This is a genomic window from Longimicrobium sp. (assembly GCF_036399255.1).
In the GTDB taxonomy this organism is placed as follows: domain Bacteria; phylum Gemmatimonadota; class Gemmatimonadetes; order Longimicrobiales; family Longimicrobiaceae; genus Longimicrobium.
The window spans coordinates 14,544-37,126 of the sequence record NZ_DASWNM010000056.1; the positions used below are offsets into that span (position 1 = coordinate 14,544).

The window sequence follows — 22,583 nt, forward strand, 5'->3', positions numbered from 1 at the left end:
CTTCCGCGCCGCGCCTGAAGTACGGAGAACCGCCCCGGCATCGCCGCCGGGGCGGTTCTCGTTTATCCCGCCCGCCCGGGAGGCTCCCGCACCTCCGCATCCCGGTCTCCTCGTCCTTTCTCCCCGCCCGGCGAGAATCCTGCATGGGTCCGGCGCTTTCAATCCGCCACCATACCCCCGAACCGGAGGAGCCATGTCCGTCCCGTCGTCCCCCTGGCCGCCCACGTCGAGCGCGGAGTTTCCGCGCATCGGCAGCCTGCCGGCGTACGTCTTTGCGCAGGTGAACGCCGAAAAGGCCGAGCGCATTGCCGCGGGCGAGGACGTGATCGACCTGGGGATGGGAAACCCGGACCTGGGCACGCCCCAGCACATCGTGGACGAGCTGGTGGAGCACGCGCGCGACAAGCGGCATCACCGCTACAGCGCGTCGCGCGGCATCTACGGCCTGCGCGAGGGGATGGCGGACCACTACCGCGACCGGTACGGGGTGGAGCTGGACGCCGAGACGGACGTGGTGGTCACCATCGGCGCCAAGGAGGGGATTGCGCACCTGATGCTCGCCATCCTGGAGCTGGGCGACACGGTGATCGTCCCCGCGCCCGCGTATCCCATCCACCGCTACTCGGTGCTGTTCGCGGGCGGGCGGGTGCATTCGGTGCAGCTGCGGGAAGGCGAGCCGGGATACGTGGACGGCGACGCCCTGCTGGCCGCGGTGGAGGAAGCGTGCGCCACGCAGGAGCCCGCGCCCAGGGTGCTGCTCCTGTCGTTTCCCAACAACCCCACCACCTGGCAGGCCCCGGCCGGCTTCCTCGAGCGTGCGGTGGAGGTGTGCCGCCGCAACCGGCTGCTCCTCATCCACGACTTCGCCTACGCCGACTTCGGCTTTGACGAGGAGCCGCCCAGCGTGCTCGCGGTGCCGGGAGCCAAAGAGATCGCGGTGGAGTTCTTCTCGATGTCCAAGTCGTACTGCATGGCGGGATGGCGGGTGGGCTTCTGCGTGGGCAACCCGGCGATGGTGGGCGCGCTGACCAAGATCAAGAGCTACCTGGACTACGGGATCTTTCAGCCCATCCAGATCGCCGCGGCGCACGCGCTGCGCGCCGGGCAGGAATGCGTGGGCGAGACGCGCGAGACGTACCGCCGCCGGGCCGCCGCGCTGATGGAGGGGCTGCACGGCGCGGGGTGGAACGTCCCCGCGCCCCGGGCGACCATGTTCGTCTGGGCGCCGATCCCGGAGCCGTTCGCGGAGATGCCGTCCATGGAGTTCGCGCGGATGCTGCTGCGCGAGGCGGGGGTGGTGGTGTCGCCCGGCGTGGGCTTTGGCGCCGAGGGCGAGGGCCACGTGCGCTTTGCCCTGATCGAGCCCGAGGCGCGCCTCCGCGAAGCCGGCGAGCGCATCGGCCGCGTGCTGCGGCGCACCGCCGCGTAGGCATATGGACGGGAAGGGGCGGGAACCGCGCGGTCCCGCCTCTTCCGCCGACGCCCCGGCGGGAACACGCAGGGGACCCCCTCCCCTGTGCCTGCTGGGCGGCCTTCCATCATTTCTTCAGCATGCCCGGCCGATAACCTTGCTCGACGCAGTTCCACGGGAGCGTTGTGTGGCAGACTTAGCGAGTTGTGCATAATGGCCCCTGAGGACGGGCCGGGCAGGCTGCGGCGCCGACTGCTACCGATTGCTTCAACTCGATATCGTCAATCCACTTGTCAACTTCGCACAAGGTCGCTATTATCTGCGTCGCAGTATCCTTTCCAAGGCTTCTCCTGTCCGCTCACGCCGCCGGTTTCCCCGGAGTTTCCTGCTTCGCCGCTCGTGAGCGGTTCGGTACTTCGCCCTTAGACCTCCTGGGACCTGTCATGGACATCGATCGCACCCACGCGCCTGCCGGCGCTGCTTCTGCTGAGCCCAAGCGCAGCTGGATCTCTCCCGCCGTGCTGGACCTGGGCGGGATGCGCGATCTGACGCTGCTTCAGGCCAGCGGCGTTGGCGGCTGTGACTTCGACGATCCTGACTGCGAGCAGCCCTGAGCGGTCCGACTTCTCGCTTTCTCTCACCCGTGGTGGTGTTCCATGCGATTTCGTACTCTCGTTCGCCGTACGGCGCCGCTCCTGGCGCTTGCGCTTGCGCTTGGCTGCGCTGACGCGAATAACTCCGGAAGTAGCGACGGCGGTCTGCCGACGCTGACGGAGTCGGGCATCTACAACCTGCTTTCCGCGCGCGCCGTGTCCGCTGAGCAGAGCGAAGTCACCCTCTCGCTGAAGCAGCTTCCGGGGGGGATCGAGCTTGCGAGCGCTCAGGGCGAACTGCAGTACGATGCCGCCGCGCTGCAACTGGTGTTGACCGCCTTGCCCGAAGGGATCGAGGGTGACGTCGTTGAGGTGAGCCCCGGTCGCGTACGGTTCGTAGCCACCTTGGTGCAGGGGATGGCCGAGCCCGCGATCCTGCGGCTGCAGTTCCGAGGGCGCGAGACGCCGCTCTCCCTTGCGCGCGACATGTTCAGCGTACGCTTGGAGGAGGTTTCCGGCGGTGCCGATCTCGCTGACGTGACGTCCACGGTTCGCTCCGAGCGACTGCTCTTTGTTCAGGGCCAGTAGGCTTCTCTGAGGAGCCCTCTCCGACTGCCCACAGATTCGCTCCCTTCTCGCCACCCTGAGCCCCTGTTGCGGCTCGGGGCGGCTTCTCCCTCTCTCGGGACTGCATTCTGATGCCGTACTTGAACTCTCGGCTCTGCGCGCTGCTCGCCATGGGCCTTTCGCTCGTTGCCGTGCCGGGCCTTCGTGCGCAGGACGCGTCGTCCGTTGCCGCCCCGGCCGCAATCCGCGGTGACGTGAACGGCGACGGTCGCGTGACCCGCGCCGATGCCGACGCCGTACGGACCTGGCTGGTTCGCGGCACCCCGCCGGACGGGCGCAGCATCATGCCTGCGGGAGACGCGAACGGCGACGGCCGGATCACCGCGGCGGACGCGGCGCTGATCTCGCGCTTTGCGGCGGGCGTGGACGTGTCGCGCTTTCCCGTAGGGCGGCCGGTGGGTGCGGGCGGGGAGCGGGTAACCGGGGGCGCGCTTGTGTCGACGGAATACGAGTGCACGGCGGATTTTCGCTCCGGAAACCTGACATGTGGTGTTGTCTCGCCAGCGGGAACGAGCGGCGCGCGGATGGACCTGATCCTGGGCGGTGACGCGGCGAAGCTTGTGAACATGGGTGGCGGGGCGTATTCCGGGACTGACAAGTCCAACCCGGATACCATGACGTACAATTTCGCGCTGCGGAATCTGATTCCCCAGCCGATCGGTACGACCGACGGGATTAACCCCGATACCAGCCGCCTGATCATCACCAGCTATCGGCTGACTTCGCCGCAGACCACCGCCTGGGCGCAACTCGCCACCGCGGACGATACGGCGACGTTCACCGATTCGTTGAATTTCGCCGCCGATTCGATATTCTCCAACAAGGAGTATGTGAATTTCCCGGGACTGCTGAAGCAGGACTCGACCTCCGCGACGAAGCTTTTCCGGTTCGTCTTCAGCCCCAGCGTAACGGCAATGCGGTTTACGTACCGCACCTGGACGCGGGTGCGGTACCTACACGGCTATGTCACCATCGCACCGGCTGATTCCGTGCTGGGCGCGGGTCAGACGCTGACCTTCTCGGCCAACGCCTTTACGGCGCATGGGACCCCGAGTGGAGGCGTCACATGGTCGTCGTCGAACCCCGCTGTAGCCAGCGTCGGCGCGGCGACAGGCGTTGTCACGGGAGTGGCGGGGGGGACGGCCACCATCACGGCCACCTCGACCGTAGACTCCCGGCGCACCGCCACGCGCGTGATCAACGTGATCAAGGCGTGGGGCGATGATTTCGTCGTCACCGGAAACGTGCGGCTGAACTCGCCCACTTCCGTCGTCACGGACGACGTGATGCACGGAACCACGACGATTACCTACGGGTGGGGCGGTACCTCGGGAGTCACCGAGAAAGGCGGTACGGTGGTGATGGACACTGAGGGTGACGGGCTAGGCACGTTCACCTACGATCCGCCAGCCGGCTTTGCAGGCGTGGACAACCTCGAGTACACCATCCACAGCGGCTCGGCGGTGTCCACGGCGAACGTGGCGCTCACGGTCGGTGGCATGATCTGGTTCGTCGGTACCGGGGGGGGCTGTGATCCGGATGCAGCCGGCGCGGACAACAAGTGCGGGCGTCTCAGCGACCCGTATCCCACACTGGCCGCATTCCAGGCCGACAACACCGGGGCCGGCAAGCCAAAGGCAGGCGACGCCATCTTCCTCTACGATGGCACGCACACCGCGAACGTCACGCTGCTGCCGCAACAGAGGCTGATCGGACAGGATGCCGTCGGCGACGACCTCGAAACGATCGCCGGGATCGATCTCGCCGAGGGGAGCGATCCTCTGCCATCGATGACTGCTGATACGGCAACCACGATCGACGGCAGCGTGGTGCTCGCGAACGTCGGAAGCGGATCCACCCTCAACAACACGGTGCGCGGGCTCACGATCGCTCCGACCGCTGCGGGCATGAGCGCGCTGTCGGGTACGAACTTCGGCACGCTCACCACCGCGGCCGACCTCATCATCAACTACCCGCTGGGCCAGGCGTTGAGCCTGACCACAGGCATGCTTACGGGCGGCGGGTTTGGCAGCCTCACCTCCGGTGGCGGGACCCACAACGTGTTCCTCTCGTCGGTAAAGACGAACGGGCTCGCCACCCTGGGCGTTGCAGGCGACTCGCTTGTCGGGGCGAGCAATGATGCCTTCCGGGTCACGGGCGAGGACGGCTCCTTCACGTATGCCGGGACCATCCGCAACACCAGCACGTTCCGCGCGGTAAACGTCAACGGCAAGACGGGTGGTACAGTGACGTTCTCCGGCCCCATCAACCCGGGCGTGACGCTGCCCGCAGCTGGCGTAAGCCTGACCAGCAACACGGGCGCGAGCATCGCCTTCAACGGCGGGGTGAGGATCTCGACCACCACCACGGTGCCGTTCACGGCGACGGGTGGCGGCACGGTAGAGGTGACGGGGGCGAGCAACACCATCTCCCTCACCGCCGCCCCAGGTACTGTGCGGCGCGCTGTGAATCTGAATGGCATTACGCTCGGTGCGAACGGGATGACGTTTGCAAGCATCCAGTCTACTAGCACCGACTCGACCGCTTTCTCTGCCACGAACGTGGGTGGCAGCAGCTTCACAGCGGGTTCGCTGTCGGTGACTGGCACCAACAACGCTGGGTCGCGCGGCCTGGATCTGACCACCAACTCGGCGCCGTTCACCTTTACCACGGCTTCGGTGAGCGGTACGGCCGCCGAGGGGATCTACCTGAACGGCAACACCGGCGCGGTGGCGGTCAACGGCGGTAGCGTGGCGACCACGGCCGGTGACGCACTGTTCGTCAGCGGTGGCAACGCCGGTGTGACCGTGGCGGCCAACCTTTCCAAGAGCACGGCCGGTCGCATCGCGAACATCGCGAGCCGCACGGGGGGCACGACCACCATCTCGGGGTCGATCAACTGCACCGGGGCCTGCACGGGAATCCTGGGGAACGCAAACGCGGGCACGATCAACTTCACCAACGCGACGCAGACGCTGAACACTGGTACCAGCGCCGCCGTTACGCTGACCAACAACACCGGCGCGACGATCAACTTCACGGGCGGTAACCTGGACATCGATGTCACCTCCGGCGCGGGCTTTACGGCTACGGGCGGTGGCACGGTGAACGTGGAGGGTGCCAACAACACCGTGAACGCCACCCTCGGCGGTACCCCGGTGAACATCCAGAACACCGCCATCGGCGGCAACGGCGTCCGGTTCTTCAGCGTGAACGCCGCGGGGAGCGGCACCAACGGCATCGTGCTCTCCAACACCGGGGCGGGTGCGTTCCAGGTGACCGGCGACGGCGCCTCGGACCCGAACAACACCACCCGCGGGCGGACCACCGCCAAGGAAGGCGGCGGCACCGTGGGGTTGAACTCGGGCGGCAGCATCTCGGGCCGGTCCGGCCACGGGGTGAGCCTGAGCAGCACCGGGCCGGTGATCCTGCGCAACATGCTGATCACGGGCAGTGGCTCCAGCGGTGACGGCATCAACGCCAGCACCGTGGCGCGGCTGACGGTGGACAATACCCGCATCACCGGGCACGCCAGCGACCACGGCATCCTGGGGAATTCCGTGAGCGGCTTTGCGCTGCACCACTCCGAAGTGGACAACAACGGCACCACGGTGGGCGTGGTGGAGGGGCCGGACATCTGGAACATCCGGCTGCTGGGGCTGACCGGCACCGACAGCATCCGCAACAGCAACATCCATCACTCACAGGAGAACGTGCTGGGGATCATCAATACCAGCGGCGTGCTGAACCTGACGGTGCTGAACACGAACATCACCGACACCGGCACTGGCGCCGGCGGCACCTCCGCCCTGATGGTGGCCGCAAACGGCACCTCAAACGTGACGCTGAACCTGCAGAACGATAGCATCAACCGAGGCCGGTCCCGCGGGCTGCAGACCGGCACGGAAACCGGGTCGAGCGCGGTTCTGAACCTGACCGTGAACAACAGCCAATTCCACCAGAACGGCGCGGCGATCGATCTTTCGCACGGGTCCGGCGGAACCAACACGTTCAGCATCACCAACAACAACCTGCAGGCGGGCGCAGGCAGTCTGCAGGCCCTCATCGTCAACCGGCTCGGCTCGCCAAGCTTCAACGGCTTCGGCCTGTTCACCGGGACCGTCTCCGGCAACACCATCGGTACCGCGGGCACGGCCAACTCCGGCTCCGACACCAGCAACGGCATCGAGGTGGAGTCGAACGGCTCCGGCGGAATCATGCGGGTCGCCGTGGTGAACAACACCGTCCGAGAGGTGGGGCTGCACGGGATCTACGTGGCCGCAGTGGACGCGAACATCGGCGGCACTGCACCGCCCCTGCTGGAGGCGCGCGTTGCATCGAACACCGTCTCGAACATGAAGGCGACTGCCCTTGACGGAATCAACATCCTTCCGGGTGCGCTGAACACGGACGACCTGACGATGTGCATCGACATCGCCAACAACAATTCGACCGGCATTCGCAACGGTCTGCGGGTGCGGCCCAGCGGGCTACCGGCCGCGCCTTCGACGGTGCAGCTGGAAGGCTGGGACGGCGTGACCGCCGTGAATACCTACTTCACCGCCCGTCCCAACACGCTCGCCGGTGGGATTGCCGCAATCTCGACGACGGCTCCGCCCTCGCCGGGAGGGTTCTTCGCGGTCGCCAACTGCAACACCCCCTGACCCGAGGCATCTTCTCTCGCATAGCAGGCTCCACGATGGATGCCGCCGGGTGGCTCCCAGCCACCCGGCGGCCGCAGGGCGCAGGTGCAGGCCGCGGTACACGCTCACGCAGGTCCGTCCCCACCCTTCCTTACGAGGAGACCGATGTCGGAACCCTTCCTGTCGGAGATCAAGATCGTATCGTTCAACTTTCCACCCAAGGGGTGGGCGTTGTGCAACGGTCAGCTTCTCCCGATCAACCAGAACCAGGCGCTATTCGCGCTTCTGGGAACCACGTACGGCGGTAACGGCCAAACCAATTTCGCGCTCCCCAATCTGCGCGGCCGGGTGCCCATCCACTTCGGCGCCGCGCACTCGCTGGGCGAAGCGGCGGGAAGCACCAGCGTCACGGTCAACATTCAGCAACTGCCTACCCACACGCACGCCATGATGGGCTCGCAGACTGCAGGCGACACGCCGGTGCCCACAAACACGGTCCTTGCCGAGTCCACGACCCTCATCTACAACAACCCGGCGGCACTTACCACCCTGAACCCCATCAGCGTGAGCAGCGTGGGCGGCAGCCAGCCGCACAACAACATGATGCCGTACCTGGTGCTGAACTTCATCATCGCGCTGCAGGGCATCTTCCCCTCCCAGAACTGATCCGGAGACCACACCCATGGCACAACCCTACGTGGGCGAGATCCGGATGTTCGCCGGAAACTTTGCCCCCAACGGCTGGATGTTCTGCGAAGGCCAGACGCTGCCCATCTCCGAGAACGAAGTGCTGTTCCAACTCATCGGCACGACGTACGGAGGCGACGGCGAGGAGACCTTCAACCTGCCCAACCTGGCCAGCCGGGTACCCATGCACATGGGAACCGGCCCCGACGGCACCACCTACCAGATCGGGGAGATGGCTGGTACGGAGCAGGAAACCCTCACGGTGCAGCAGATCCCCAACCATACCCATCCGCTTACCTGCTCGACCAACGCGGCGGGCGGTGAGTCGTCGCCGTCGGGCAACGTGCTGGGGCAGTCCACCTCGGCCAACATGTACATCCAGGATACGCCGGACGGGAGCTTGGCGGCCAGCGCGGTGCAGCCGGCAGGCGGAAGCCAGCCGCATGAGAACACCCAGCCGTTCCTCTGCATCAACTTCATCATCTCCCTGTTCGGGATCTTCCCGAGCCAGACCTGAGGAGAACGACCGACATGTCCGACCAATTCTTGGCCGAGATCCGTATTTTTCCGTTCACCTTCCCCCCTACCGGGTGGGCGTTCTGCAACGGGCAGATCATGCCGATTTCGCAGAACACGGCGCTCTTCGCCCTGCTGGGCACCACCTACGGCGGCGACGGCAAGAGCACCTTCGCACTCCCGGACATGGTGGGCAACACGCCCATGCAGCCGGGGCAGGGGCAGGGGCTGAGCCTGCGAGATCTGGGCGAGATGAGCGGCGTGGAGTCGATCACCCTGCTAGTGACCGAGATCCCCTTCCACACCCACACCGTGCAGACAATGTCCGATCCCGGCACGCTGCAGGTTCCCGGACCCGACCGCGTCCTGGCCCGCGCCTCCGCCGGCAACACCTACCAGACCAACACTTCCGCCAACCTGCAGATGATGGCGCCCCAAGCGCTGGCACTGGCTGGCGGCGGGCTGCCGCACAACAATATGCAGCCGTACCTCACCCTCAACTTCTGCATTGCGCTGCAGGGGATCTTCCCGCAGCGGCCGTAGGGGAAACGCAGTCGACAAACGCGAAGGGGGCGGCCCCAAGGCCGCCCCCTTCGTGCCTGCAGGCGCACACTTCGTCCGAAATGGGGCGCGCTCGCGTCCCGCACGGACGCACCTCGAACATCTTTTCATCCGCCATGAACGTCACCCTGCGGCCAGCCACCGACGCCGACCTGGACTTTCTGCACCGGCTGTACGCCACCACCCGCGAGGGCGAGCTCAGGCAGGTGGACTGGACGGCCGCGCAGAAAGCCGCCTTCGTGAGCCAGCAGTTCCACGCGCAGCACCAGTACTGGCACGAGAACTACACCGACACCTCGTGGGACCTGGTCCTGCTGGACGGCGAACCCGTGGGCCGGCTATACGTGGCGCGCTGGGTTGACGACATCCGCGTGGTGGACATCGCGCTGATGCCGGAGCACCGCGGCGGCGGCTTGGGGACACGCCTGCTGCGGGGGATCCTGGCCGAGGGCGACGCCAGCGGCCGCAAGGTCAGTATCCACGTGGAGATCTTCAATCCTGCCCGGAGCCTGTACGAGCGCCTGGGCTTCGTACAGGCGCAGGAGAAGGGGGTCTACCTGCTGATGGAGCGGTATCCCACGGCGGTCCCCGTCTGAGTGGGCGGCGGATGAACGGCGCGGGCTTCCGCGCCGTTTCCGCCGTTCTGCACGTCTTTCGCCGTGCTTTCTCCTCCTCCGTAACGTCTTCTGCGGCGCCGCTTTTCCCACCGCATCCGTCGTGCATACCTGCCCGCCTGCTGCCACAGGATGGGACACCGGTGTCACAGTTCGTTACCTCCTTCTCCGTGTTCTCTCCGCGCGAAATCGCACCGGTCCTTGTTTCTGCGCCCGGTTTTGAGTGGTTCCTCTCCGGGCCTGCATCCTGCCCAATAGTCCTCCCGCCGGAACCGGCTATCCGGGTACGCTCCCCGCGTCGCGGTGCCGCCTCCTCATTCCGGCACACGGGCCACGCTCCAGAATCCGCCAAGTCGTTCGTTCGCTCATCTAGCGCCAGCGCACGAGCAGATTGGTGGGTCGTCTGAGTGCTGGCGGTCCCCCAATCCCTGCTCCAGGAGTGATCATGCGGTCTCTGAAGTCTGCGGCTGCCGCGGCCCTGTTGATGGGCCTCGCGGCGTGCACCGGCGATTCCACCTCGCCCCTGGCCCCCGAGGGCCAGCCTCTGACCACCATCTCGGACGCGGCGCACGCGGGCGCCGTCCCCGGCTTCTACTTTCTGCCGCCGATGGTGTCCAATCCCGCGTACTCGGGCACCTTCGACGGCGGCCTGCAGCCGCGCGTGGAGATCTGCGAGCTGGCGGCGGGCGCCTGCGTAACGACCATCGCGCAGTACACCACCACCAGCGGCACCGGAGGCCAGGCGGTGCAGGTGGGCACGTCGTCGTACCAGGTGAACTGGCACACCAACCAGTTCAACCTGGACCCGGCGAAGCACTACCGCATCTCGGTGTACGTGGGGACGTTCCAGCTGGGCTTTGCCGACGTGGACGTGGTCAGCAGCGGCAAGGAGCTCAAGAAGGTCGACACGCAGGAGTACATCCCCCTGCAGGACGATCGCACCCTTCCCATCAAGTTCCGCATCGAGACGGGGATCGCGGGCCAGGTGATCGTCACTCCCGACTCGGCATCCATCCCCGTGGGCGGGACGCAGCAGTTCACGGCGACGGTGCTGGACCTGCACGGGAATCCCATTCCCGGCGCGACGCCCACCTGGAGCTCGTCTGCTCCGGCGGTGGCGACGGTGGACGCCAGCGGGCTGGCGACCGGCGTGTCGCCGGGGCAGGCGACCATCACGGCCACCTACCAGGCGGCCTCGGGCAGCGCCACGCTGACGGTGTTCAATCCCAACACGCCGCCCGTCGCGCAGCCGGACACGTTCCAGGCGATCGGCAACGTGACGGTGCCGGTGGCCGCGCCCGGCGTGCTGGCCAACGACACGGACAGTGAGGATAATGTGCTGCAGGCGGTGGCGGGTACCTATCCGACGGCGGCGGGCGGTACGGCGACGATGAACGCGGACGGCAGCTTCACCTACCTGAGCGCCGCCGGCTTCACGGGCACGGACAGCTTTACCTACTCGGTCACGGATGGGCAGGCCACGTCTTCGAGCACGGTGACGGTGGTCTCGGCGTACCGGGTGTGGTACGTGGACAATGCCGCAGCCCCCGGCGACGGGCGCGACGCGTCTCCGTTCAACACGCTGGCGGGGGCGGAAGCCGCGTCGACGGCGGGTGAGACGATCTTCGTGCGGACGGGTGCGGGGCCGTACGACGGCGGTATCACCCTGAAGACCGGGCAGTCGCTGACGGGGCAGGGCGTGCCGTCGAACGTGACGGCGACGCTGAACGGGCAGACGGTGGTGCTGCTGGCCGCCGGCTCCGCGCCGACGGTGACGCGGACCACCGGGGGCGCCACCATCCAACTGGCCACGAACAACGTGGTGCAGGGGATGGACGTTACCTCGTCCGCGGGCGCGGGGATCGCGGGGAGCGGCTTCGGCACGCTGACGGTGGGCTCGCTGTCGGTGAGCGCCACGGGCGGGCCGGCGCTGGACCTGTCCGCGGGTGACGTGTTCGGCGCCTTCGACGCGCTATCGTCGGCGGGAAGCGCGGGCGCGGGGATTCGCCTGGTGGGCGTCGGCGGCAGCTTCTCGGCCGCGGGCGGCTCGGTGACGGGCTCGGCCGGGCCGGGGGTGGAGGTGACGGGCGGAGCGGGGACGTTCACCTACGGCGGCAACGTTGCGGTGGCCGGGCCGCTGGCGGTGTCGGTGACCGGGCGCACGGGCGGCGCGCTGGACTTCGGCGGGACGATCGCATCCAGCGGGAACGGCATCTCGGTGCAGAACAACTCGGGCGGCACCATCGCCTTCACGGGCAGCAGCAAGTCGCTGTCGACCGGCGCCAACCCGGGCGTGATCCTCGCGAACAACGCTGGGGCGGTGATCTCGTTCGGCGGCGGCGGGCTGGCGATCGCCACGACGACGGGAACCGGTTTCGAGGCGACGGGCGGCGGCACGATCGGCGTGACGGGGCTGGGCAACACCGTCACCAGCGCGGGCGGCGTGGCGGTGCACGTGCAGAACACCACCATCGGCGCGGCGGGTCTCACCTTCCGCAGCGTGTCCGCGAACGGCGGCACCAACGGCATCGTGCTCGCGAACACGGGGAGCGGCGGCTTCCAGGTGACGGGAGACGGCGCCTCGGATCCCACTAACGCAACCCGCGGCCGCACCACCGACCGCAACGGCGGCGGAACCATCGCGCTGGGCTCGGGTGGCACCATCTCCGGTACCAGCGGCGCGGGCATCTCGCTTTCGAACGCGACGAACGTGGTCCTGCGCAATCTGGTGATTCAGGGGAACGACGGTGACGGCATTGCCGCCGCCAGCGTGGCTGGCCTGGTAGTGGACAACGCGCTGGTCACCGGGCACGCCGGCAGCCATGGCATACACGGAACCGGCGTGTCGGGACTGAGCATTATCCACTCGGACCTGGGGCAGAACGCGACGCTGGCCGGCGCGGTTGAAGCGGCCGACATCTGGAACCTTCGCTTCGACAACCTGTCCGGCACGGCATCGGTGGAGCACAGCCTGATCCACCACTCGCAGGAGACGGTGTTTGGCGTGGTGAACGGGAGCGGCTCGCTGAGCCTTACCATCTTCAATACGAACATCACCGACACGGGCACGGGCGCGGGCGGCGCGAACGGTCTGCAACTTACCGCAACCGGCGGCAGCAGCATGACCGTGAGCCTGCAGAACGACAGCATCGCGCGCACGCGGGTGCGGGGCGTAACGGCGTCCACGGCCCTGGCCTCCAGCGCGTCCATTAACCTGACTGTGAATGGCAGCGAATTCGCCGACAACGCCACGGTGGGGCTGGAGGTGGTGCACGGGTCCGGCGGTACGGCCTTGTTCTCCTTCACCGGCAATGATTTCCAGCGTCATGGCAGCGTGCCGGTAAACATCAACCGGCTGGGGAGCCCCGGCTTCACCGCCTTCGGTGACCTGACCGGGACCATCTCCGGGAACAACGTGGGCACTGCCGGAGTGGCCGGCTCGGGGACCACCGTCTCCGGAAACGGAATCCAGGTGCAGTCGAACGGAACGGGCGGGGCCACGCGCGTGGCGATCGTGAACAACACGGTGCGGCGTGTGGGGCAGCACGGGATCTTTGTGAGCGCGGTGGATGCCAGCAGCCCCGGGACCCTCCTTGAGGCGCGTGTAGAGGGCAACAGCGTGCTCGATCTTTCGCCCGGCGCGCTGGACGGCATCAACGTGGTGCCGGGCGCCCTGAGTACCGACGTGCCCACCCTCTGCCTGGACGTCAAGAACAACGTCTCCACGGGTCTGCGTAACGGCTTGCGGGCGCGCGCGTCGGGCCTTCCGGCGGCGGCACCCACCATCCGCCTGGAGGGATGGGACGGCGTCACACCGGTGAACACCTACTTCACGGCTCAGAACACCCTTGCCGGCGCGTCAGGACCGGTGAGCACCACGGCCGGTTCAGGCACCTTCACGGCAGTGGCGAACTGCAACACGCCCTGACGCTCGCTCGCCCGCCGCACCCCTGACCGAGTGCCGGGCAAGCCCCTCGAAAACAGGCAGGGCCGGAGGTGTTTGCCTCCGGCCCTGTCAGCATTCGCATTGGCCAACGTCAGGTGAACACGGCCTCGTAGCGCATGCCGCGCTCGTCGGGGCCGATGGGGGTGAGGAATATCTCCATCGGCTCCATGTTGTCGTTCTCCACGCGGTAGATCTGCTGCGGGACGATGGCTTGGGGGACCGTGTGGAACACGAGCGAGAACGGATGCCGGTCGCGTCCCGCCGCGGCGCCTGGACCCCAGGGAAACACCTCAGTAAGCTTGGTGGGGAGGCGGTTTTCCTCATCCACCACGATCGTGAAGATCTCGCCGATGCGCGGCTGGAACGTTTCGATGGTGAAGGTCTCGAGCATGGCGTGACGGTCGGGTGCGTGTCGTGGAGGAGGACGCCGCGTTGCTGCGGAGATTCGTGTGTGCGCGGCGGCTGCAAATCTACCGTCCCCATCGTCTCGGCGACAGCCGGTGCGGGTTTCTTCGTCAGCGCGTCGGGCCGGGCGTTGACGGCGTGCCGATAACGTTGCGCGCACATGCCGCACAAAGAAAAAAGGCCGGGAGCACCTCGCTCTCGGCCTTTCTCGTCTTCAACGACCGAGGGCCGCTATCGCCCCCTGAACTGCGCCGGGCGCTTTTCGAGGAAGGCGGCCACGCCTTCGCGCTTGTCGTCGCTGGTGAAGCAGGTGATGAACAGCTCCGTCTCGTACTGCAGGCCAGCGGCGAGGGGCATCTCGGCGGCGGCGCGGACGGCGGACTTGGCCATGCGCAGCGCCACCGGCGACTTGGCCGCCATCCCCCGCGCGAAGTCCATCGTCCGCTCGCGCAGGCCGGCGGCGGGGTGCACCACGTCCACCAGGCCGATGCGCAGCGCCTCGGCCGCGTCGATGATCTCGCCGGAGAGCACCAGCCGCATGGCCTGCCCGGTGCCCACCACGCGCGGCAGGCGCTGCGTGCCGCCGCCGCCGGGGATGATCCCCAGGTTGATCTCCGGCTGCCCCAGCTTTGCCGTGTCGGCGGCGATGCGGACGTCGCACGCCAGCGCCAGCTCGCAGCCGCCGCCCAGGCAAAAGCCGTTGATCATGGCGATCACCGGCTTGGGATACGCGGCGACCTCGTCGAACACGCGGCGGCCGGTCATGGCGGCGCGCTGCTCCAGGGGGGTGCGGTCGGCGAACTCGGCGATGTCGGCGCCGGCGACGAAGGCCTTGTCGCCCGCGCCGGTGATCACCAGCACGCGCACGGACTCGTCGTCGCGCAGGGCGTCGAGGGCGGCGACCAGCTCGGCGCGCACCTGGCCGCTGAGGGCGTTGCGCTTCTCCGGGCGGTCGATGGTGAGGACGGCGACGGCGCCGTCCCGATCCACCCGCAGCGTCTCGTACGTGCTCACCGGCCCTCCTGTGTCCAGTCGTAGAATCCCTGTCCGCTCTTCTTCCCCAGCTTGCCCTCGGCCACCATCCGCCGCAGCAGCTCCGGTGGGCGGTACTGCTCGCCGCCCAGCTCGCCGTGCAGGTACTCGGCGATCCCCAGGCGCACGTCCAGGCCCACGAGGTCCGTCAGCTTCAGGGGGCCCATGGGGTGGTTGTAGCCCAGCTCCATGGCCTTGTCGATGTCCTGCGGGGTGGCGACGCCCTGCTCCACCATCCGCATGGCCTCCAGCCCCAGCACCACGCCCAGGCGCGACGACGCGAACCCGGGCGTATCGGTGACGATGATGGGCTCCTTGCCGATCCGCCGCGCGAACGCCAGAGCGACATCCACCGTGTCCTGGGACGTATCGCGCCCCCGCACCACCTCGAGCAGCTTCATGATGTGCACGGGGTTGAAGAAGTGCAGGCCGATCACGCGCTCCGCCCGCCCCGTCGCCTCGGCGATGCGGCTGACGCTGAGCGACGAGGTGTTGGTGGCCAGGATGGCGTGCGCGGGGGCAGTGCGGTGAAGCTCGCCGAAGAGGCTGGTCTTGATCTCCATCCGCTCGGGGACGGCCTCGATCACCAGGTCGGCGTCCGCGGCGGCGGCGGCGAGGTCCGCGGCGTCGCGCAGGTTGCCGAGCGCGGCCTCCCGCGCGTCGGCGGTCACCTTTTCGCGCTCCACGCCCTTGTCCAGGTTGCCGCGGATGGTGCCCAGCGCACGCTCGACGGCGCCGGGCTGCGGATCGTGCAGCGCGACCGTGTAGCCGGCCATGGCGCACACCTGCGCGATGCCGTTCCCCATCGTCCCCGCGCCGAGCACGGCGACGCGGCTGATCGTCTGGTCGTCTGCCACTGGTATCGTGTCCTGGTGGATTCAGTAAGGATGCGGCGCCTGGCCCTGTCCGGCGCACAACATGGGCTGCGGCAAACGCCTTCGCCAGACCTGACATCCGTCCGTGGTCCGGGTGCGGAAACAGACCGTCACGCGGAGGAAAAGAGAGGGGACGCGGAGGATTCGAATCCGCGTCCTCCACGGTCCATCCGCGAGACTCGCTTCTACTGCGTCTGGACGATTTCCTCGGTGATGCGGTAGGCGCCGTCCAGCCAGGCGATGATCTCGCGGGCGGCGGGGTGGTCCACGCCGGTCCATCGGTCGCGCAGCAGCTGCTCCTTCTCGCCCAGGCGGTCCAGGCCGACGTCCTGCAGCACCAGCACGTCCTCGTACAGCCGCCTCCCCAGCTCATCCCCCATCACCTGCCGCGCCGCGCGCAGGGTCGCGGCCAGGTACTCGTACTCGTCGCCGCGCGCGTAGCTTTCCACCAGCGTAAGGGCGGGGATGCAGGTGAGGGTGGACTGCAGCGCGGGGTTGACGCCGTGCGCGGCCAGGTGTCCGGCAAGGGAGGCGGGCCGGCCGGTGAAGCCGCGGACGTGCACGTACTGCGACATCCGCTGGCCGTCGTTCACGGGGTAGTTGTCCCACAGGAACGGCTTGCGGCGCAGCTGCTCGGTCACGCGCCTCAGGTGCCCGGGCGAAAGCTCGCGCGAGCAGACTTCCTCGCCCGTCCAGAATATCTCGATGCGGGGATCCAGCAGCGCACCCAGCTGTTCCACGTAGCCGTCAGGCCGCGGGTCGAAGACGCGGTCCAGGACGGGATCATCCGTGTAGTAGGTGGGGCAGACGAGGACGCGGTCCGCCATGGTGCGCGCCGCGGCCCAGTGGGCGATCTCCACCTGCCGCTCTGCCAGCCCCGGCACGTCGCCGTGCATGTCGTCGAAGAGGATGGCGAGGTCCCGCACGCCCACCGAGTCCAGGAAGCCGAGCTTGCGCGCCAGCGCTTCGCGCGCGGCCTGGTCGAAGCCGCGGAACAGCTCGTACGGGCTCAGCCCCACGCCAAAGCGCACGCCCAGCTCCGCGCATCGGCCCGCCAGCCGCGCGAGGCCGTCGGCGATGTCCCGCGGGTGGTCCTCCTGCCAGCGGCGGCGCAGGTACGGGTCCGCCTTGGGGGCGTACAGGTAGAAGCGGTAGCCGTGCGGCGCCAGAAAGGCCACCGTCGCCTCCCGCTCGTCCCACGACCACGGCCGGCCGTAGAAGCCTTCGATGATGCCGAGCTCTACCCCCATCGATCCCCGTGTGTGCGTGTGCCCCTGCGCCCCGGATGCGGTGCGCTCCGCCAGTTGCGCGCCACTCGCAAACGTTCGTCCTCGGAGCGCACTCTCTTTCGTCCGCGCCGGCCGGGAGTGATAATTCGCGAGGAGGCGGCGGCGGACCGTCCACGCGTGTCCCGGGCCGGGAGGAGCGGTGGAGAGCTACGACGTGGTGATCGTGGGAGGCGGCGTGATCGGCGCCAGCGTGGCGTGGCACCTGGCGGTGCGCGGCTGCACGCGCGTGCTGGTGCTGGATGCCGCGCCGGGCCCGGGGCAGGGGAGCACCGGAAGGGCCACCGGCGGCTTTCGCGTGCAGTTCGGGTCCGAGCCCAACGTGCGGCTGTCGCTGCTCGCGCGCGAAAAGCTGCTGCGGTTCCAGGACGAGGTGGGCGTGGACCCCGGCTACCACCCCTGCGGCTACCTTTTCCTGACCGAGCGCCAGGAGACGCTGGCGGCGCTGCTGGAAGCCCAGGCCATGCAGCGCTCGCTGGGCGTGACGGATGCGCGGCGGGTGACGGTGGACGAGGCGCTGGGGATCAACCCGGCGGTCGCCGCGGAGGGGTTGGTGGGCGGCGTCTACTGCCCCACGGACGGCTTCATCCGCCCGCTGCAGATGCTGGCCGGCTACACGGAAGCGGCGCGGGGTCCGGGCGTGCGCTTCGAGTACGGCGCCGCCGTCCGCGGCATGCGCGTCGAGGGCGGGCGGGTCGCGGCGGTGCGGACGGACGCGGGAGAGGTCGCCGCGGGCGCGGTGGTGAACGCGGCGGGCGCGTGGGCGGGAAAGGTGGCGGCCATGGCGGGCGCCGACGTCCCCGTGACTCCCCTGCGGCGGCAGGTGGCGCTCAGCGAGCCGTTCGCCGGGCTGCCGGAGTGCATGCCGCTCACCATCTTCGTGGAAGCGGAGTTCCACCTGCGCGTGCGCGACGGCCGGGTGCTGATGCTCTGGTCCGACCAGCCGAACACCGCGGACCCGTTCGACACCACGTTCGACGACGCGTGGCTGCCCCAGGTGGCCGCCCGCGCGCACCGCTGGATCCCGTGCCTGCGCGAGGCGAGGGTGGACCGGGCAGCGTGCGTGGCGGGGCTGTACGAGATGTCGCCGGACCGGCACGTGCTGCTGGGGCCCGCGCCCGGCGTCGAGAACCTGTTCCTGGCGAACGGCTCGTCCGGGCACGGGGTGATGCATTCGCCCGCGCTGGGCCAACTGGTGGCGGAGATGATCGTGGATGGGGCGGCGTCTTCGATGGACGTGCATCCCCTGCGCCCGTCCCGCTTCGCGGAAGGCCAGCCGAACGCGGCGCCGGAGTTTCTCTAGATCAACCCAACGACGGGCTTTGTCCGGCGACGCAAAAGGGCGCTCGCTGTCATTCTGAGGAAGGCGCCGCCCGGAGCCATCCGTAATGCATCCCGAGTCTGTGCGCCGACCGAAGAATCTCCTTCGGGAACGGGCGGGGTCTCGCACCAAACCCACCGTAACTCACGGTCTCGTCCGCTCCAACCGACAGATTCTTCGGTCGGCGCACACACTGGTGCAAGCGGAAAGGATCGGGTGCGCGCCTGCTTGAGAGGGTGTTGCCAAACCTCCCGGCGTGATTGACTTCCTGAGGGAGGCGCCGCCCCACAACTCGCTTGCACACTGCACCCTGGCGCCGACCGAAGGACCTCGCCAGCAGAACGACGGGGCTGGTTCCGTGCCCTGATCTGGCCCCCGCGCCGCCGGGACGAGGTCCTTCGGTCGCGCGCAATCTGTGTGTGACTTCTGGTTACACGTGGTGCGCTCCCTCAGGAAGTCACCGCTTCGTAATGGATTTTGAGGTTTAGAAACACCCTCTGACCTATCAGCGCTGTCATTCCGAGGCCCGCCCACGCAACAACCTGCTTTCACACCAGAGGTCACAGGGCCGAGGAATCTGCTGTCGGATTGCTGGAGGGCAGACGCGGTAGCCCGTGCCTACCTGCGGCTACGACACGGGCGGACAGGGCCAGTGCCGGAGCGGTGCAGCGGGGTACCAGCAGCAGATAGTAGATTTCTCAGTCGGCGCGCAGGATTTCGTGCGAGCCGATGGTGCGGTGTGGCGCCTCCTTCGAAATGACATACGGGCGCGAGCGCAGGGATTCTTGAACACACTCTGAAGCGCACGAGGTACTGACCGAGATCGAGCCCCACGTCCAGGCGCACCGCCACTCCAGCCTGCATCGCGAAGAGGTGCTGGCGAGCGAGGTCTGCGGGTGCTTCCATTGCCTGCAGACGTTTTCGCCGGGCGAGATCGAGGAGTGGGTGGATGAGGAGGACGGCGGCGACGTGGGCCTGACCGCCCTCTGCCCGCGGTGCGGCATCGATTCCGTGATCGGCTCCGCGTCCGGCGTTCCCCTCACGCACGAGATGCTGCTGCGGATGAAGCTGTACTGGTTCTGAGCCGCTGATCGCAAGCTGGCCTCGCCCGCTTGCGATCGGTGGGCGGGCGCATGAAATTCTCCGCATCCCCTCCGTACTCCCCCGGCACCTTCCGTCCCATGCGAATCGCCGAAGCTCTCCGCATCGTTGCCCCTGGCCGGCTATTCCCTATTCCCTATTCCCTGCCGTCTGGCTCGCCCTGGCCCTCGCGGGATGCGCATCCCACGGCCGCGCGGCGGTGCCGCGGCTGGATGCGTCGTGCAACCTGGTGCTTCCCGGCTCCCGCAGCGCCACGTCACACGACGCCACGCTGGAGTACCAGAGCTATGCGCCGGTGGATTCCGTCTTCGACCATTCCGTGTCGGTGCTGGTGCAGCGCGGCTTTCAGGCGTGCAGCGTGGACCGGGGAAGCCGCACGGCCGTCTTTCAGCCCGAGCTGATCGAGGTGGAGGGCGCGCGGACGCACCTGCTGCTGCGCCTTTCCGTGGCGCGCAACACGTACGGCGCCACGGGCCGGCTGGACGGCTCGTGGGGGATTCGCGCGGCGGTGCCCGACGGCGCGGGATACGCCAGCCTGGACGATCCCGCGCTGCGCTACGTGGTGGCCCTGCGCGACGAGCTTGCGCGCGGGCTGCGGTAGCCGCGGCGAGACGATGCCGTACTTTCGCTGGGCGCTGGACGTCCGCTGCCCCCGGTGCGGGGGGCGCGCGATTTTCGACGAGCCGTACGAGTTCGTCGCCGCGCGCAAGAAGGATCCCGTGGATGGGGAGGGGCTGCACCGCTGGGGCGGGTGGTACGTGCGCGAAAAGTATCCGTCGGTGCTGCCGTGGCGGGCGCCGCGCGGATCGTCCCAGTTCCTCTCCACCGGCCACGTGCAGATTTCCGGCGGCGTCCGCCTGCGGCATCGCGGTGTGGTGCGGTGCGCGGAGTGCCATCGGGTGGCCGTGCACGTGCTGCGCTGGCCGGCGGACGCGTACTTTCAGTGGGACGTGCGCGGAACGCGGCTGTGGGCGACCGACGCGCGGCACGCGCAGGTGCTGCTGCACTACGTAGAGAGCCTGCTGCGCGACCCGTGGCGCTACCCCGGCTACCGCCGCTCGCTGCAGAAGCTGCCGGCCGTGGTCCTTGCCGCGCGCAACCGCGCCCGCGTTGCCCGCGGCATCCGTGACGCACTGCGCGCCGCGGGTGAGCAGCTGGACGCGCAGCCATGGCTGGACCCGCCCGACGCGCGCCCCGGCTGAGGGACGGTGCGCGTTCGCGGGCATGGACTCTGCCCCGCCTGACGCGTCCACACCTTGCTGGAGGCGTTCCCATGCACCGATCCGCCGCCGTCCTGCTGCTGTGCCTGGCCGCCTGCGGGCCGTTCTTTCGCCGCGGCGGCGAGCCCGCGTCCAATCCGCAGGTGCTGTGCGTGGAGAACGCCGCCATCGCGTACGGCAACCTGATCGCGCACGCCGGCCCCGTCCGCTTCGACGTGATGCCGGGGCAGCAGGTGTGCAAGCGGGTGATGGGCGCGGGCGCGTACGTCCCGCTGCGCGCCGTCACCACCGGCGGCGGCCTGCGCGGGCCGCGCTCCTACGCCGAGCGCCTGCCGATCGGCGGCTACGACTGCTGGCGCTGGCGGCTTACGGACTCGCCCGCCTCGTCCGCGGACCTGGGCCCCTGCCCGGAGCCGGCGGAGGAAGACACCGTCCCCGCGGATTCCTCCCGCGCCGCGCATCGATAGAACCTCATCCGCGTCCCATGTACAGCGATCAGGAGCCGTATCGGCGGCTGCACGACGCCTTGCTGGACTACGACGGAGACGCGCCGTACGACGACCTGCTGCGGCCGTGGCTGGCGGCGGCGGACGGTGAGCGGCGCTGGCTGGATGCCCTGCGCACGCGCACCGGCCGCCCCGTGCCGCCCGCCACGCCCGAAGAGCTGTGCAGGCTGTACGCGCTTTCCCGCATCCTGCAGCTCCTCCAGCTTTCCTTTGCGCCCCGCACGGTGGAGGGCGGATGGGACGTGGTGCCGGTCGCCGCGGACGAGTACACGCGGTTCGTGGAGGCGCTGGGGCTGGAGGCGGTGGAGCAGGCCGCCTTTCATCCCTTTTACCACGAGATCGTGACGGTGGACCCGACGCCGGACGAGGATGCACTACCCGGGGTAGTGCAGGTCTACTGGCCCGGGTCCCGGCTGGGCTCGCTCCTGGTCTCCCGCGCCGGGTGCGGTGTGCGGGCCGGGCGGCGCCACGTGGTCAAGGAGATCGCGGAGCGCTCCACGCTGTACTGGGCCTACGCGCGCAACACCCGCCCGACCGACGACCCCAGCCGCGGCTGGGGTGGCAACTCGCAGTGGCGCACGCCCTTCCGCCGCGACTACGCGCAGGATGGTGCGCTGCACTACAACGTCGACGCCAGTCCGCCGCATCCCGGCGGGGCAGACCCCGAGCTGGACCCCGCCGACCGCGCCGAGCTGCTTCGCCACCGCTGCTTCGTCACCAGCACCAAAGCGAGCGACGACCGCTGGCCCTATGATTTTACGCTGGTCGAGCAGATCTGAGCGTCGCCGCGTACCTGCCTGGATGAAGACAGCCTGTCATTCCGAGGCCCGCCCACAGTGCATTCAGACGAATGCCGTGCAGGTTGCAGGGCCGAGGAATCTACCGTCGGCCTGCTGGAGGCCGGACGCGGCAGCCCGCGCCATACGTGCGGCGTCGACACCGCCGGACAGGGCCAGTTCGGGGGCGTCGCGACAGGCCACGAGGAAACGGAAAGTAGATTCCTCGGTCGCGCGCAAGCGGTTGTGGGGAAGATAGTTGCGCGCGGTGCGCTCCCTCGGAATGACAGATTGGGGAGTGCGGCCCGTGATTCAGGGGGTTCCTACGCACCCGGCTTGGTGAAGCAGCATCTGTCATTCCGAGGCCCGCCCACGCTGCAATCAGACGAATGCGTTGCAGGTTGCAGGGCCGAGGAATCTACCGTCGGCCTGCTGGAGGCCGGACGCGGCAGCCCGCGTGATC

Annotated in this window: 19 protein-coding genes; 15 read left to right on the forward strand and 4 right to left on the reverse strand. The window is 68.4% G+C overall.

What is annotated here, in order from left to right; all coding sequences use genetic code 11:
- Positions 1-193: 193 nt before the first annotated feature.
- The 9 genes from VGC13_RS09215 to VGC13_RS09255 all read left to right on the forward strand — a co-directional run bounded on the left by VGC13_RS09215 (position 194) and on the right by VGC13_RS09255 (position 13,580).
- Entirely contained in the window at positions 194-1,429 is a 1,236-nt protein-coding gene (locus VGC13_RS09215) for an aminotransferase class I/II-fold pyridoxal phosphate-dependent enzyme (protein ID WP_331124947.1), read from the forward strand.
- A 425-nt stretch (positions 1,430-1,854) separates the two neighbouring features.
- On the forward strand, positions 1,855-2,025 hold the full coding sequence (locus VGC13_RS09220; protein WP_331124948.1) for a hypothetical protein: 171 nt from the start codon (positions 1,855-1,857) through the stop codon (positions 2,023-2,025).
- A gap of 42 nt (positions 2,026-2,067) precedes the next feature.
- Positions 2,068-2,592 carry a hypothetical protein gene (locus VGC13_RS09225; protein ID WP_331124949.1) on the forward strand — a complete coding sequence of 175 codons (525 nt, stop codon included), beginning with the start codon at positions 2,068-2,070 and terminating at the stop codon, positions 2,590-2,592.
- A gap of 110 nt (positions 2,593-2,702) precedes the next feature.
- The gene (locus VGC13_RS09230) at positions 2,703-7,295 is read left to right on the forward strand and encodes a dockerin type I domain-containing protein (RefSeq protein ID WP_331124950.1); all 4,593 of its coding nucleotides are present in this window, start codon (positions 2,703-2,705) and stop codon (positions 7,293-7,295) included.
- A 144-nt stretch (positions 7,296-7,439) separates the two neighbouring features.
- Complete coding sequence (locus tag VGC13_RS09235) at positions 7,440-7,940, forward strand: phage tail protein (protein WP_331124951.1); 501 nt, start codon at positions 7,440-7,442, stop codon at positions 7,938-7,940.
- A gap of 16 nt (positions 7,941-7,956) precedes the next feature.
- On the forward strand, positions 7,957-8,478 hold the full coding sequence (locus VGC13_RS09240) for a phage tail protein (RefSeq protein WP_331124952.1): 522 nt from the start codon (positions 7,957-7,959) through the stop codon (positions 8,476-8,478).
- Positions 8,479-8,492: 14 nt separating this feature from the next.
- On the forward strand, positions 8,493-9,020 hold the full coding sequence (locus tag VGC13_RS09245) for a phage tail protein (RefSeq protein WP_331124953.1): 528 nt from the start codon (positions 8,493-8,495) through the stop codon (positions 9,018-9,020).
- 134 nt (positions 9,021-9,154) lie between these two features.
- Positions 9,155-9,634: a GNAT family N-acetyltransferase gene (locus VGC13_RS09250; RefSeq protein WP_331124954.1), complete on the forward strand. Its 480-nt coding sequence runs from the start codon at positions 9,155-9,157 to the stop codon at positions 9,632-9,634.
- Between the two features lie 463 nt (positions 9,635-10,097).
- On the forward strand, positions 10,098-13,580 hold the full coding sequence (locus VGC13_RS09255; RefSeq protein WP_331124955.1) for a beta strand repeat-containing protein: 3,483 nt from the start codon (positions 10,098-10,100) through the stop codon (positions 13,578-13,580).
- A 109-nt stretch (positions 13,581-13,689) separates the two neighbouring features.
- Here the strand turns inward: VGC13_RS09255 and VGC13_RS09260 are convergent, their stop codons facing one another.
- The 4 genes from VGC13_RS09260 to VGC13_RS09275 all read right to left on the reverse strand — a co-directional run bounded on the left by VGC13_RS09260 (position 13,690) and on the right by VGC13_RS09275 (position 17,160).
- Positions 13,690-13,989, reverse strand: coding sequence for a DUF6916 family protein (locus VGC13_RS09260; RefSeq protein WP_331124956.1), 300 nt, complete (start codon positions 13,987-13,989; stop codon positions 13,690-13,692).
- Positions 13,990-14,234: 245 nt separating this feature from the next.
- Positions 14,235-15,017 carry an enoyl-CoA hydratase/isomerase family protein gene (locus tag VGC13_RS09265; protein ID WP_331124957.1) on the reverse strand — a complete coding sequence of 261 codons (783 nt, stop codon included), beginning with the start codon at positions 15,015-15,017 and terminating at the stop codon, positions 14,235-14,237.
- A complete protein-coding gene (locus VGC13_RS09270) occupies positions 15,014-15,892 on the reverse strand; it encodes a 3-hydroxyacyl-CoA dehydrogenase family protein (RefSeq protein ID WP_331124958.1) in 879 nt (292 codons plus the stop codon). Before VGC13_RS09270 ends, VGC13_RS09265 begins: the two co-directional genes overlap by 4 nt.
- 203 nt (positions 15,893-16,095) lie before the next feature.
- Positions 16,096-17,160 carry a beta-N-acetylglucosaminidase domain-containing protein gene (locus VGC13_RS09275; RefSeq protein WP_331124959.1) on the reverse strand — a complete coding sequence of 355 codons (1,065 nt, stop codon included), beginning with the start codon at positions 17,158-17,160 and terminating at the stop codon, positions 16,096-16,098.
- A 178-nt stretch (positions 17,161-17,338) separates the two neighbouring features.
- On the opposite strand from VGC13_RS09275, the gene VGC13_RS09280 reads away from it, so the two are divergent.
- The 6 genes from VGC13_RS09280 (at position 17,339) to VGC13_RS09305 (ending at position 22,123) form a co-directional block, all read left to right on the forward strand.
- A complete protein-coding gene (locus VGC13_RS09280; RefSeq protein ID WP_331124960.1) occupies positions 17,339-18,499 on the forward strand; it encodes an FAD-binding oxidoreductase in 1,161 nt (386 codons plus the stop codon).
- A gap of 891 nt (positions 18,500-19,390) precedes the next feature.
- A complete protein-coding gene (locus tag VGC13_RS09285) occupies positions 19,391-19,600 on the forward strand; it encodes a cytoplasmic protein (protein WP_331124961.1) in 210 nt (69 codons plus the stop codon).
- A 217-nt stretch (positions 19,601-19,817) separates the two neighbouring features.
- Positions 19,818-20,219, forward strand: coding sequence for a hypothetical protein (locus VGC13_RS09290; protein ID WP_331124962.1), 402 nt, complete (start codon positions 19,818-19,820; stop codon positions 20,217-20,219).
- Positions 20,220-20,232: 13 nt separating this feature from the next.
- Positions 20,233-20,820, forward strand: coding sequence for a hypothetical protein (locus VGC13_RS09295; RefSeq protein ID WP_331124963.1), 588 nt, complete (start codon positions 20,233-20,235; stop codon positions 20,818-20,820).
- Between the two features lie 71 nt (positions 20,821-20,891).
- Complete coding sequence (locus VGC13_RS09300; RefSeq protein ID WP_331124964.1) at positions 20,892-21,305, forward strand: hypothetical protein; 414 nt, start codon at positions 20,892-20,894, stop codon at positions 21,303-21,305.
- A gap of 17 nt (positions 21,306-21,322) precedes the next feature.
- A complete protein-coding gene (locus tag VGC13_RS09305; RefSeq protein ID WP_331124965.1) occupies positions 21,323-22,123 on the forward strand; it encodes a hypothetical protein in 801 nt (266 codons plus the stop codon).
- The last annotated feature ends 460 nt before the right edge of the window (positions 22,124-22,583 follow it).

Bases quoted from the DNA above. Each gene is read 5' to 3' on its own strand.
- VGC13_RS09250 (WP_331124954.1), top strand. From the start codon at position 9,155: ATGAACGTCACCCTGCGGCCAGCCACCGACGCCGACCTGGACTTTCTG.
- VGC13_RS09245 (WP_331124953.1), top strand. From the start codon at position 8,493: ATGTCCGACCAATTCTTGGCCGAGATCCGTATTTTTCCGTTCACCTTC.
- VGC13_RS09300 (WP_331124964.1), top strand. From the start codon at position 20,892: ATGCACCGATCCGCCGCCGTCCTGCTGCTGTGCCTGGCCGCCTGCGGG.
- VGC13_RS09230 (WP_331124950.1), top strand. From the start codon at position 2,703: ATGCCGTACTTGAACTCTCGGCTCTGCGCGCTGCTCGCCATGGGCCTT.
- VGC13_RS09220 (WP_331124948.1), top strand. From the start codon at position 1,855: ATGGACATCGATCGCACCCACGCGCCTGCCGGCGCTGCTTCTGCTGAG.
- VGC13_RS09240 (WP_331124952.1), top strand. From the start codon at position 7,957: ATGGCACAACCCTACGTGGGCGAGATCCGGATGTTCGCCGGAAACTTT.
- VGC13_RS09295 (WP_331124963.1), top strand. From the start codon at position 20,233: ATGCCGTACTTTCGCTGGGCGCTGGACGTCCGCTGCCCCCGGTGCGGG.
- VGC13_RS09260 (WP_331124956.1), bottom strand. From the start codon at position 13,989: ATGCTCGAGACCTTCACCATCGAAACGTTCCAGCCGCGCATCGGCGAG.
- VGC13_RS09225 (WP_331124949.1), top strand. From the start codon at position 2,068: ATGCGATTTCGTACTCTCGTTCGCCGTACGGCGCCGCTCCTGGCGCTT.
- VGC13_RS09255 (WP_331124955.1), top strand. From the start codon at position 10,098: ATGCGGTCTCTGAAGTCTGCGGCTGCCGCGGCCCTGTTGATGGGCCTC.
- VGC13_RS09215 (WP_331124947.1), top strand. From the start codon at position 194: ATGTCCGTCCCGTCGTCCCCCTGGCCGCCCACGTCGAGCGCGGAGTTT.
- VGC13_RS09305 (WP_331124965.1), top strand. From the start codon at position 21,323: ATGTACAGCGATCAGGAGCCGTATCGGCGGCTGCACGACGCCTTGCTG.
- VGC13_RS09275 (WP_331124959.1), bottom strand. From the start codon at position 17,160: ATGGGGGTAGAGCTCGGCATCATCGAAGGCTTCTACGGCCGGCCGTGG.
- VGC13_RS09235 (WP_331124951.1), top strand. From the start codon at position 7,440: ATGTCGGAACCCTTCCTGTCGGAGATCAAGATCGTATCGTTCAACTTT.